The organism is Echinicola shivajiensis, assembly GCF_018642165.1.
Lineage (GTDB): Bacteria > Bacteroidota > Bacteroidia > Cytophagales > Cyclobacteriaceae > Echinicola > Echinicola shivajiensis.
Genome location: NZ_JAHHZM010000003.1, coordinates 70,054 through 83,057 on the forward strand (window position 1 = coordinate 70,054; position 13,004 = coordinate 83,057).

General features: G+C 40.7%; 7 protein-coding genes. 6 read left to right on the plus strand and 1 reads right to left on the minus strand.

From position 1 onward, the window contains the following. Nucleotides 1-119: 119 nt before the first annotated feature. On the plus strand, nt 120-3,479 hold the full coding sequence (locus KMW37_RS07255; protein ID WP_215223955.1) for a SusC/RagA family TonB-linked outer membrane protein: 3,360 nt from the start codon (nt 120-122) through the stop codon (nt 3,477-3,479). Between the two features lie 21 nt (nt 3,480-3,500). Beyond that, entirely contained in the window at nt 3,501-5,375 is a 1,875-nt protein-coding gene (locus KMW37_RS07260; RefSeq protein ID WP_215223956.1) for a RagB/SusD family nutrient uptake outer membrane protein, read from the plus strand. Between the two features lie 172 nt (nt 5,376-5,547). On the opposite strand, the gene KMW37_RS07265 is transcribed toward KMW37_RS07260, so the two are convergent. Continuing rightward, on the minus strand, nt 5,548-5,973 hold the full coding sequence (locus KMW37_RS07265; protein ID WP_215223957.1) for a hypothetical protein: 426 nt from the start codon (nt 5,971-5,973) through the stop codon (nt 5,548-5,550). 367 nt (nt 5,974-6,340) lie between these two features. Between KMW37_RS07265 and KMW37_RS07270 the strand changes: the two genes are divergently transcribed. The 4 genes from KMW37_RS07270 to KMW37_RS07285 all read left to right on the plus strand — a co-directional run bounded on the left by KMW37_RS07270 (nt 6,341) and on the right by KMW37_RS07285 (nt 12,847). Beyond that, nucleotides 6,341-7,996: a sulfatase family protein gene (locus KMW37_RS07270; RefSeq protein ID WP_215223958.1), complete on the plus strand. Its 1,656-nt coding sequence runs from the start codon at nt 6,341-6,343 to the stop codon at nt 7,994-7,996. Nucleotides 7,997-8,163: 167 nt separating this feature from the next. Next, nucleotides 8,164-10,050: a glycoside hydrolase family 2 protein gene (locus KMW37_RS07275; protein ID WP_215223959.1), complete on the plus strand. Its 1,887-nt coding sequence runs from the start codon at nt 8,164-8,166 to the stop codon at nt 10,048-10,050. Nucleotides 10,051-10,377: 327 nt separating this feature from the next. Beyond that, a complete protein-coding gene (locus KMW37_RS07280; RefSeq protein ID WP_215223960.1) occupies nt 10,378-11,427 on the plus strand; it encodes a family 43 glycosylhydrolase in 1,050 nt (349 codons plus the stop codon). A 7-nt stretch (nt 11,428-11,434) separates the two neighbouring features. Continuing rightward, complete coding sequence (locus KMW37_RS07285) at nt 11,435-12,847, plus strand: sulfatase family protein (RefSeq protein WP_215223961.1); 1,413 nt, start codon at nt 11,435-11,437, stop codon at nt 12,845-12,847. Nucleotides 12,848-13,004 lie beyond the last annotated feature (157 nt).

Here is a 13,004-nt window from a genome sequence, read left to right on the forward strand (position 1 = left end):
TTTTAAAAAGCAAAGCCGAGCTCCATAAGAAGCCCAGCTTTATGTCTTTGGGGCCATAACGCCAATTATTATCCCAAAGAGCCAGTCTAAATATTAACAATTTAAACCCTACCAAATTTATGGAAAAAATTCGACAGGTTGATATCTTCCAAGGGAAGATAGGTGGAAAACCAATATCAATTTTAATAACCTTAGCCTTTTTGGTATTTATGGGCTGTTTGCTGAATGAAGTCAAGGCCCAGCAGCTTAAGAATGTTCTTATAAGTATCAATGCATCCGGTAAGTCGCCAGTGGAAGTGCTGGACTTAATAGAGAAAAATACCGATTTGACATTTGTTTATGATCCAGAAGAAATCGGTAAGCATAAGGTGGAGATCACTAAAAACTTCACTAATTCTTCATTAAAAAATATATTGGATGATCTTCAACTAAAAGGGGAGAAGAAAGGAAATCATGTGATCATCCATAAAAAGTCAGCAGAAATCACTGCTGCAGAAAAATCAGCAATATCAGGAATCGTTTCAGATACCAATGGAGAGCCATTACCAGGGGCTTCTGTTTTGATAGAGGGTGAGGCAAACAAAGGAACAGTTACAGATATCGATGGTAGTTATTCCATTGATGTTGACCAAGGCAAGACCCTTATCTTCAGCTATATTGGTTTTGAAACCAAAAAGGTGGTGGTAGGTGCACAAAACCATATTAATGTGGTACTTGAGATCAATGCGGAATCCTTGGATGAAGTGGTGGTGGTGGGCTTTGGAACCCAAAAAGAATATTCAGTGGTGGGTTCTGTGACCACTATCAAACCCGATAAGCTTCAGTTAGGAACATCCAGGTCTTTAAGTAATAATCTTGCAGGTCAGCTATCAGGAGTGATTGCTGCCCAGCGTTCTGGAGAACCAGGATATGACAATTCCCAATTTTGGATTAGAGGGATTTCTACTTTTGCTGGGAATCGTAGCCCATTGATTCTAGTGGACGGTGTACAGCGTTCCTTGGACAATATTGACCCTGCCGAAATAGAGTCCTTTTCTATCCTAAAAGATGCAGCGGCAAGTGCGGTTTACGGGGTACGTGGTGCCAACGGCGTGATCATTATCAATACCAAGCGAGGACATGTAGGGAAGCCGACCGTTGATATTCGTTATGAAAGGGGAATTACCCAACCGGTAAAGTTACCTGATTTTGTAGGCGCGGCGGATTATTTGGGTGTTTTGAACAGCATATCAGAAGAGTCAGGTAACCCCAAACTTTTTTCGGAGGAGAAAATTGAGGAGATCAGAAGTGGAGCAGATCCCGATTTGAGTCCTGATGTAAATTGGTTGGATGAAATAACCAGGGATTATGCCTCCAATAATAGGGTGAATTTGACCGTTTCTGGAGGCAGTGATGTCTTAAAATATGCTTTTGTAGGTTCTTACTATGGTGAAGATGGTATCCTTAGTCGTGATGAAAGCCAGAGTTGGGATTCCTCCATTAAATTGAGAAGGTATAATGTTCGCTCAAATATTGATCTTAATATTACGCCTACCACACTGATGCGCGTAAATATTGGTGGGTATCTTCAGGACAGAAATACACCGCCACAGTCCATAGACGATCTTTTTAATAAAGCTTTTGAGATTCCTCCTTATGTTCACCCTACTCAGTATTCCTCTGGGGAAATTCCCGTTACCCCTCAAAGGAGCAACCCCTGGGCATTGGCTACCCAAAGGGGGTATGAAAGGCACAGTTCCAGTAAATTGGAGTCTTTGTTTTCTTTGGAGCAGGACTTAAGTGATATTACAGAAGGCTTGGAGATGAAATTGAGTTTTTCATTCGACCGCTATTCGGGAAATAGTGTTTCCAGAAGTAAGTCTCCTGATTATTATAATCCAGCTACTGGAAGAAATGAAGATGGTTCGCTTGATTTGGTTATCTATCAATACGGTCAAGATTTTTTGGGCTATAGTACAGGTTCTGATTGGGGCAACAAAAGTGTGTATTTGGAAGGAAACCTCAATTATAGGAGGAACTTTGAAAAGCACTATGTGGATGCCATGTTTATGTATAATCAGCGGCATTATGATAGCGGTGATCGTTTGCCCTTTAGGACCCAGGGGATAGCAGGCAGGTTTTCTTATTCCTATGATCGCCGCTATATAGCTGAGGTGAATTTTGGGTACAATGGTTCGGAGAACTTTGCCAGAGGTCAACGTTTCGGCTTTTTTCCCTCTGTAGCCGTAGGTTGGTTGGTCAGTGAAGAAAGTTTCCTGACTCCATATAGAGAGACCTTATCCAAGTTAAAATTAAGGGCGTCACTGGGCTTGGTAGGAAATGACCAGATTGACGGTAGACGATTTGCCTACATCACCACGATAGGTGATACAGGTGGATATTCTTGGGGTATAGAAAACAATTATAGCAGATCAGGCCGAAGGGAAGGTGATTATGGAGTCGAAAACCTCACATGGGAAACTGTGATGAAATCCAATATAGGTATTGAACTGGGCCTTTGGAACAGTTTGGACCTAAGGGTAGACCTTTTTAAGGAAGAACGACGTGATATTTTTATGCAGCGAAGGACTATTCCGGGTTCAGCAGGTTATATCAATACACCGTGGGCTAATTTTGGGAAAGTCAATAATAAGGGAATTGATATGTCCTTGGATTATAGCAAACAAGTTTCACCAAATGTGTATGTGTCGGTGAGGGGAACGTTTACTTATGCCAAGAACAAAATCATCGAACAGGATGAGCCTAGCTCAGTGGTAGGAACACCTAGGTCTTCAACTGGACAACCTGTAGGGCAATTGTTTGGACTGATAGCAGAGGGGCTTTTCAAAGAAGAGGATTTCTTGGATGTGGAAGAAGGAATCCTAATGGAAAATATCCCCAGTCAAACTTATGGTTTGGTGCGACCAGGAGATATCCGCTACAAAGATTTGAATGATGATGGAGTGATCAATGATTTGGACAAAACCGCAATTGGAGGGACAGTAGATCCGCAGATGGTGTATGGTTTTGGTTCGAATGTGCGATATAAGAACTTTGATTTTGGGCTGTTTTTTCAGGCAAATTCCAGAACATGGCGGGTCATAGGAGACGGAACGACCTATTTCATTCCAGGATCGGGTGCTGGCGCTTTGGGGAATATATTTTCCAATGTGGATGACCGATGGACAGTGGAAAATCCCCGACAGGATGTTTTTTGGCCGAGGCTAGCCGATTATGTCCATACCAATAACAACCAGGCTTCCACATGGTGGCTGAGGGATATGAGCATGGTCAGATTAAGAAATGTAGAATTGGGTTATAACTTCTCCAAGCAAATGTTAAGTAAGGCCAAGCTGGGACATGCAAGGATATTCATTCGGGGGAATAATCTAGCTACTTTTTCGAAATTTGACTTGTGGGATCCAGAATTGGGTTCCAATAATGGATTTCGGTACCCTATCATGAAATCTTATTCCATCGGCGCTAATATCAATTTCTAATTACCTATTAAACCTGAGATAATGAGAATATTAAAATATATACTAGCTGTCATTTCCATGTTTTCACTTGTTGCCTGTGAAAATTACCTAGACAAGGCGCCAGAGGATCTATTGACCTTGGAAATGGTATTTAATGATAAAACCAGGACAGAGGATTGGTTGGCAGGCGTTTATAATGGAATTCCGGATCCCTATTGGGGATTTACCAGAGACATTGGTTATGATCCTTTGTCAGATGATATGGCCCCTTCCACAGGCTGGGAGCAGTTTGGTTGGACGGTAATTGCCAAACAGACAGGCAACTGGAATCCAACCAGTTCATGGGAGCCAAACTACTGGTCTTCTTTGCCACAAAGGATAAGGTCTGCCTATATTTTTATTGATAATGTAAAGCCCAATGCTGCACAAAAGGTAACTGAGCAAGAGGTAGAATATATGAGGGGGGAAGCCAGGTTTCTAATAGCTTATTATTACTGGTTAATGATAGAAGCTTATGGGGTCGTTCCCTTTAATTTAGGAGTAGTGCCTTCTGATGCTACCCAAGAGGAATTGATGAAGGGGCAAACCCCTTTTGATGAAATAGTCAGGTGGATTGATCAGGAACTCAAAGAGGTTGCAGAAATTTTGCCTCCAAAATATTCTGAGGCGACCAAATATGGGCGTGCTACCTCTATCATGTGTTTGGCAGTCCGTGCCAGAATGCTGCTCTTTGCAGCAAGTCCTTTGGTCAATGGCAATCAAGATTATGCTGGATTTGTCAATAATAATGGTGAAGAGCTTTTCAATAAGACCTATGATCCCCAAAAATGGGTGAAGGCGAAGGATGCTTGCCAAGAACTTATTGAGGCGGCACATGATGCTGGGCACGAGCTCTACTATGAATATAATCAAGACGGTAGCATAGATCCTTTTTTATCTTATCAAAATATGATTTTGGAAAAGGGTGATGTGAATAAGGAAATATTGTTTGCCAGGCCAGGGTCTAATACTTGGGAATATGACAGGCATTCGCAGCCAAGAGGCACAGGGGGTAATGGCGGTTTGGGCATTACCCAGTCTTTAGTGGATGCTTTTTTTATGGAAAATGGCCTGCCTATCGATGATCCTAATTCGGGATATGTAGAAAAAGGTTTTTCTGAGGAACCTGAATTTAGGAATACGAACTGGATTGAATCTCAAGGGAATCAGGAAGGCAAGGAAGGCCAAGTGACCCTAGAAGGTACTTATAATATGTACTGCAACAGAGAACCGAGATTTTATATCAGTGTGCTCTATAATAGAGCCTGGTACAGAAGAGAAGGGAGAAGGACACTTTTCCTTAGCGGTGAAGCCGATGGAGGCCCTACACATGATGCTCCCCAAAATGGCTATTTGTTGAGGAAGAAAACCCACCCAGATCATGACCCCAGGAACGGTACCAATCCTTATAGACCGGGAATTTTATACAGGCTTGGTGAGGCATACCTGAATTACTGCGAGGCACTTAATGAGGTAGATCCTGGAAATCCGGATATTCTTTATTATCTAAATTTGATCCGTGAAAGGGCTGGAGTTCCCGGGTATGGCGCAGGAGCTGGGCAGATTCCCCTTTCTGGCCAGGATAAAGTTAGAGAAGCTATCCGCAGGGAAAGAAGAGTGGAACTGAACAATGAGGGGACGAGGTGGAATGATATCAGGAGATGGAAAATTGGAGAGGAAACGCTCAATAGGGATTTTTATGGTATGAATTACCTGGGCAATGAACTCAGTGATGATGTCAATAATCCCAATGCTTTCTATAAAAGAACGGCTTACCAAAGAAGACGTTTTTCCAAAAAGAACTATTGGTTTCCAGTTCCTCAGGGAGAAATCGATAAGAATCCAAATCTGGTACAAAATCCATTTTGGTCTGAATAAACCACTTGTCTAAACTTCTGATTGAAATCCGGTCGGTCCTATTATTACAGGGTGGCCGGATTTTTTGCGTCTTGAGTGCTCTCCCAATAGTATGGAGAAAAGCGTCTGGTCAGACTCCATCTAATTTTGCATAACTAAACTACATTATGTTCGGATTCAAATGTTTTTGAGCTCATTTTTTAAAGCCTTCCCTTGCTCCACCGGATGCAGGTGATAGCCTAATTTCTGCTCTAGATTTTTTTATTGTAGACTGATCTAGCTTATAAGTATCCATGATCGTAAGTAAGAGTTGGGCTGTAGCAATAGAAGCATCATAAGTGCCATCGATTAGAAGATCTCCAAAAAATGGCAGGGCTGTTTTGCACTGGGAAAGAGAATATTTGGAACAAGCTTGCACAAGAAAGGAGTGCATATATTCCAAGGTCGGATCTTTTAATTGAATTTGTAACCACGGGAATATTCGCTCGTCTTTAAAATTGTTTACCAATGTGGTGATTAAAATTTTCTTGTTGGCGGCATCTTTTGCCCTGACAACTTGGTCCATTAATTGTTTGACCAGATCATTTTTATACTGTAAGATTTCTTTTATATGACTCATATTTGTTAGGATAAACTAATAGTACGAATGAGGAGATTTTTGGTTGGGGACTACCAATTTTAGTACTGAACGGCCTTGTAAAACAAACGTTTGAACGATTTTTAAGATTTTTTGAAGGATTTTGAGTATTCGATATGGGAATATATCCCTAAAATAGCAATTGTGATATTGCAATGTTTGGGCATTGTCCTAAATATGTAGTTGCTATTGACCAATTAAGTATGGTTTTTAGTTGTTGGGCAGGTGACTCATAAGTTGACCCTGACCAAATAAAGCAAGTAGTGAATGTTCCTCTCTCAAGTAGTTTTGTACTAGTATTGGGGGACAAGAAATAGCCCATGATGATATTAAAAATAAACCTATTAAAATGACCAGATTTATATTACTACTAACAATTGTTTTATGGCACTCGTCAGTTTTTGGACAAAGCAAAAGTGAAAAACCCAATATTGTTTTCTTTTTGGCAGATGACTGTACCAAATATGATTTAGGTGCATATGGAAGTAAGGATGCAATTACGCCGACCATTGATTGGCTGGCCAATAATGGGATGAAATTCAATAAAGCCTATCAGAGTGCTCCTATGTGTTCGCCTACCAGGCACACTATTATGACAGGAATGTATCCAGTAAGGACAGGTGCTTATCCGAACCATACCTACGTGAGGAAGGATGTAAAATCAACAGTAGATTATTTAAAACCATTGGGCTATCGGGTGGCCCTGTCCGGCAAAAGGCATATTATGCCAAAGGAGGTTTTTGATTATGAGTACCTGGACGGCAGTGAGAAAAGGGAGTTAAATCCTGATTTTGATAAGATAGATGCGTTTTTAAAAGATGCTAAGTCAAATAAGGATAATTTCTGTCTTTATGTGTGTTCTACTGAGCCTCACAGCCCCTGGAACCGTGGGGATACCACTTTGTTTGACCAAGAAAAAATCACTCTTCCGCCCCATATCGCAGATACTAAATCTACTCGAAAGAGTTTCAGAAATTACCTGGCTGAAATCAATTATATGGATGGCCAGGTAAAAAGAATGTTGGAACTGCTTAAGGAAAACAACTTGGATGAGAATACACTTTTTGTATTTTCCAGTGAGCAGGGAAATAGTTTCCCTTTTGCAAAATGGACTTGTTATAATGCAGGATTGACCACGGGAATGATCGCTTATTGGCCTGGAAAAATAGAGAAAGGATTGCAGTCTGATGCTCAAGTGGAATATATCGACTTGCTTCCAACGTTTATTGAGCTAGCAGGAGGAGAACGGCCTGATTATATGGATGGGAAATCAATGGTTTCTTTACTGATGGGGAATCCCGATCCAGATTTCAGAAATTACAATTATGGTATTCAAACTAGCCGTGGAATATTCAGTGGTCCAGAATATTATGGGATCAGGAGTGTTTCTGATGGGACCTATCGTTTGATTTATAATCTTTCACCGGAAATCCCTTTTAAAAATACCGTTACCGAAAGGGACAATTATTTTTCAGAATGGGTCAAAAGTGAGAATATCCATTATCAGGACTTGGCATTCCGATACCAACATCGCCCAAAAATAGAGCTATATAATGATATTTCTGATCCTTACAATCTCCATGACTTGGCAAAGGATCCTGTTTATAAACGAAAAATAGAAGAGCTTAAGGGGAAATTGTTCGAATGGATGGCTTATTGTGGCGACAAGGGCTTAGAAACAGAACTACGCTCGCTTAAGCACATGCGATTCAATATTGATGACACGAATATGATCGTTGAGATGGAACATTATGCATCTCAGGAAAAGGGAAACATAACTATTTCCAAAAAAGGGTACTATACTTTTTATGTAGAAGGTGAGGCCAATCTGTATGTAGATGGTGTTTTGATTACCAAAGGTGAAGAAAAAAAGCTCCAGTTTGGCAGGTATGGCGTAATCGGGCTGAATCCAGGGAGACACCAAGTGGATTTGAAGGAGCAAAGTGGCAATTTTAAATTGTTTTGGTCAGGGCCTGATTTTGATAGAACCGCACTCAAACTGTAATGCTGAAAGGTCAGATAAATCTCTTAAAACCAATATTTGGATAGTGGATCGAAAAAGACTGCCAGTCCAAAAGACCTTATTAGGGCTATGGAATGGCATAATTTACCTGATCTGTATTGGAAGCTTTTGGTATGAAAAAAATAGAAATTAATAATTAACCTAAAATTATGATGATACGAATCTTTGTTTCAGTTGTCCTTTTTGCTTTTAGCAGTGTTGCATTAAAGGCTCAAAATTGGCAACCAGTTGGTGACAAAATTATCACCAAGTGGGCTGAAGAAGTTACCCCCTCCAATGTTTGGCAAGAATATCCACGTCCTCAAATGGAAAGAGATGAGTGGCAAAATTTAAATGGACTTTGGGAATATGCCATTACTTCAAATAGGGCAGAGGAACCAGAAGAGTGGAAGGAGAGTATTTTAGTTCCCTTTGCTTTAGAAACCCCTCTTTCCGGTGTAGGCCTGCGAATTAATCCTGATGAAGTAATTTGGTACAGAAGGACATTTGAATTTGATCCCCAAAAAGACGAAACCCATTTGCTTAATTTTGAAGGTGTGGATTATAAGTGTATGGTTTGGGTAAATGGACAGTTGGCAGGTTCTCATATCGGAGGTAATCTTCCCTTTTCTTTTGACGTGACCAAGCTGATGAAAGAAGGTGAAAATGAAGTGAAGCTAAGGGTAATTGATGGAACAGATGATCCCGATCTTTATCAGCTCAGAGGAAAACAGAAGCGGGATGGTAGAGGAATTTGGTATTCTCCATCATCGGGAATTTGGTCCACTGTGTGGATGGAAAGTGTTCCGAAAACCTATGTGCAATCAGTAAAAATCCTGGCGGATATGCATGGAGAGCTGAAAGCGGAAGCAATCGTAGGCGGGCTAAAACAGCCATCAGGTCTTCGGGTTTCTGTTTTGGAGGATGGAAAGGAAGTCATGAAGAGTAACAGTTCCAGCCATGAGGTAATATTAAGTGTGAAAAATGTGAAGTTATGGTCGCCTTCTTCTCCGCATTTATATGATATTTTGGTAGAACTCATTGGTGAAAATGGAGAGGTCTTAGATAGCGTAACTTCCTATGCAGGGTTCCGAAGTGTGGGTAAGGAATGTGATGAAAATGGAAACTGGCAGTTTACACTCAATGGAGAGAAGATCTTCCACTTGGGGCCATTGGATCAAGGATGGTGGCCGGGAGGTTTTCTGCTTCCACCTTCTGATGAGGCCATTGTTTGGGAGATGGAATACCTGAAAAAGGCCGGTTTCAATATGATCAGAAAGCACAAAAAGGTCGAGCCCCGTCGCTATTATTATCATGCTGACCGTTTGGGATTTTTAATTTGGCAAGATCAGACTTCCGGAGGCAGTGGAGGTAGTGAATGGCCGAAATGGAAAAAACTTCAAGCTCTTGCAAAAGGGTATACACCGAGAAATAATAAATGGTGGGATGGTAATGATGATGTATTAAATGCCGATTGGCCAGATTGGGCGCATGAACAATATATGAGTGAGCTCAAAACGATGATTGATGTGCTTTATAATCACCCTTCAGTGGTGGTTTGGACGACTTTTAATGAGCGTTGGGGACAGCACCGCAGTATGGAAGTAGGGACTTGGACCAAAAAATATGATCCTTCGAGGTTGCTAAATATAGCCAGTGGTGGTAACTTTTTCGAAGTAGGTGATATTGCCGATGAACATAATTATCCTCATCCTTTATTTCCACTGGAAGTACCTTTATATGATGATTATATCAAAGTAGTTGGTGAATATGGGGGACATGGTTGGCCAGTAAAGGGACATATTTGGGATACCTCAAAGGACAATTGGGGTTATGGTGGACTTCCAAAGACCAAAGGGGAATATATTCAGCGCTATGTGAAAAGCAGTAATATCCTGGGAGACTTAAAGAAAAAAGGAATCAGTGCAGGTGTTTATACCCAAACTACCGATGTGGAAGGTGAGATAAACGGCTTGATTACTTATGACCGCAAAGTCATGAAAATCACACCAGAGGAATTATATAAGATTCACAAAGCCGCCGGACTTGTGGATTAATACCCAATTAATTAATGTAATTGGACGGTTCCATTCTGCAGTAAACTGTCGAAAGTATTCATTGTAATTGCTTGAAATTCAGCTATGGTGGGTGAATGTTTTGCCTGCCATAGTTTATCAACTTTTGGTAATTTATAGGAATTAGCAGCCACTTCTGGACAGGATAAAAGAGAGGGACTTTTGGCTATGGAAAATAAAACAATGGAAGTTGCTCTACAAAATTGAATGATCTTTCCTGAGAAAACAGTTTTCGAAGACGTTCATTGTTAGTAGAACTGGAAAACAATTGGATAGGGAATATCACAGTATTAAAATATTAGCTTAAAAATGAAAAGAACAGCTTTGATGATATTGGGCCTTTTAGGTCTATTGCTTATTCATGAAAACGTCTTTGCTCAATCCAACGTGCCCGCCCCTATATTTGTAGATTCCAACTGGCATGGCTCCTGTGATCCTGAGATTATATATAATCCAGCAGATGAATTCTATTATATTTATTATACTTCTAGAAGACCACTTCAGGAGAATACTTATTTGGGAACCCCGCTGGGAGTAATCCGCTCCAAGGACTTGGCCAATTGGGAGTTTTTAGGCTATTGCAAGTTTGATGGAATTGGAGGGACAAAAAATTCAGATGCTACCTTTTGGGCCCCGGCCATAGTGGCCCATGACGATGAACTGCACATGTTTGTAACCTGGAAACCTGATTACGAATTGGTGAACAATTCTTACTATGGAGGCCCAGGAAAAATTATCCATTATAGGACCAGCCAAAAAGACCCTGTTAATGGCTGGGAAAGAATTGGGGAGGTTCATGATCCTTCCTTGAATTCTATCGATGCCACGGTTTACAAGAAAGATGGGGTTTATCATTTATGGTATAAGGCCAAAAAGCCCAAAGAAAAAAATAAGCTTTATCATCTCTCATCTAAGGATATGGAGAATTGGGTAGATGAAGGTTTTTCTAAAAGTGATGTGTTCAATGCCAGTGTGACAGGTTCTGGATTTGAAGAGGCGCCTTATGTTTTTAATTGGCGAGGAAACTACTGGTTGATTACCGATCCACATAAAGGACTTTTTGTTTATAAAAGTACAGACGCTGAAAACTGGAAATTTCAAGGGACTATTTTGTTGGAGGATGGAAAGAGAAAATGGGATAATACCAGGGCAAGGCACCCAAGTGTTGCCGTAATTGGGGACAGGGCTTTTATTTTTTACCATGTAGAACCATGGCGGGAATACAAAGGACAGCCAGCTACTAAACAGCCTCTACCAAATCGAAGGTCTGCCTTGCAGATGGCAGAGTTGAAAATTGAGAATGGAAGTTTAGTTTGTGATAGGGATATTCAAATAAAATTGCAAATGTTAACAAAGTAAATAGAGAATGAAGAAATTATTGAAAATTTTAAGTCTATGCTTAATTGGCCTTTTTGGAAACATTGAAGCCATATGGGCACAGGAAAAACCCAATGTGGTCATCATCTTTATAGATGATATGGGCTTTGGGGATTTATCTTCTTTTGGTAATCAAGTAGTGTCTACGCCCAATATGGATGCTTTGGCGGAAAGAGGATTGAAATTGACCAATTTTTATGTTAACTCACCTATTTGCTCGCCAAGTAGAACTGCCTTGAATACTGGTTATTACCCCTTGAAATACAAAATCCATTCTTATTTGGACAATAGTACAAGAAATGCACAAAGAGGAATGAACAATTGGTTGGATGCAGATGCAGAAACCTTGGCAAAAGTATTTAAGAAAAATGGTTATCGTACAGGACATTTTGGTAAATGGCACTTAGGTGGTGGCCGTGACGTGGGAGATGCGCCATTGCCTCAGGCCTATGGTTTTGATCAATCCTTAGTAAGTTTTGAAGGACTAGGGGATCGTTTGTTGTTCAAACGAGATGGACTCTCAAACGCGAGCAGCAAGCTAGGAAAAGGCCAGATCAATTGGGTGGAAAAATACCAGTCAACGGGGATATATGTAGACAGTGCACTAAGCTTTATTGGGGCTAATAAAAAAGATCCTTTTTATGTCCACCTTTTTCCCAACGACGTCCATGATCCTCATTTGCCTATGAATGGGCGCGTAAAGAAATATGAGCAAATAGCGCGTTCAAAATCTGAAGCCAGGTTCTTTGCTGTTCTGGAAAATTTGGATGAGCAAATTGGCCGTTTTATGGTTGGATTGGAAAAGCTGGGCAAATTGGATAATACCATCATTGTGTTCACCAGTGACAATGGCCCTACGGATTGGGCAAGCTATTATAATAACGGGGAATATCCTCCAGGATTTACGGCAGGCCTGCATGGAAGAAAGTGGAGTCTTTATGAGGGTGGTATCAGGATGCCATTCATTATTAGTTGGCCAGGAAAAGTACCGATGGGAGCAGAAGATAATAAGACTGTGATGACTGCCGTGGACTTAAAACCAACCCTATTGAAGTTAACCAATCTTGGTGATTATCAAAGTGGTGATGGCGAGGATAGGAGTGATGCCATGTTAGGCAATCCAATGGACCAGCACAAGGCAATTATGTGGGAATACGCCAGCTCTGTAGGAGGAAGTATACAGCCCGGGCATATTAAAAATGTTTCTCCTAATCTAGCCATATTGGACAATGGCTGGAAACTGCTGATTAATGCAGACTCAACAATGGCAGAATTGTATCATTTGGAAAAAGATCCCTTTGAGTCTAATAATCAGGTGGAAAGAGAAGTAGAGAAGGCCCAAAAGCTGGCCCATTCAGTATTGAAATGGCGAAGAGGGTACGAGGTTCCAATAAAAAAATAATAAAAGATATAAGCCCGCAATCAACTGATAATAAGATCAATTGGATGTTTGGTGATGGTTAGTCTCTTGCTGAAGATGCCTATGCTGATGGTTCTTCAGTAAGAGCTACCATATGTGATTATTTGCCTTTCCTAGGATATGGGACATACTTTTATTG

Coding starts and splice junctions, on each gene's coding strand:
- KMW37_RS07255 (WP_215223955.1), top strand. CDS start 120: ATGGAAAAAATTCGACAGGTTGATATCTTCCAAGGGAAGATAGGTGGA.
- KMW37_RS07260 (WP_215223956.1), top strand. CDS start 3,501: ATGAGAATATTAAAATATATACTAGCTGTCATTTCCATGTTTTCACTT.
- KMW37_RS07265 (WP_215223957.1), bottom strand. CDS start 5,973: ATGAGTCATATAAAAGAAATCTTACAGTATAAAAATGATCTGGTCAAA.
- KMW37_RS07270 (WP_215223958.1), top strand. CDS start 6,341: ATGACCAGATTTATATTACTACTAACAATTGTTTTATGGCACTCGTCA.
- KMW37_RS07275 (WP_215223959.1), top strand. CDS start 8,164: ATGATGATACGAATCTTTGTTTCAGTTGTCCTTTTTGCTTTTAGCAGT.
- KMW37_RS07280 (WP_215223960.1), top strand. CDS start 10,378: ATGAAAAGAACAGCTTTGATGATATTGGGCCTTTTAGGTCTATTGCTT.
- KMW37_RS07285 (WP_215223961.1), top strand. CDS start 11,435: ATGAAGAAATTATTGAAAATTTTAAGTCTATGCTTAATTGGCCTTTTT.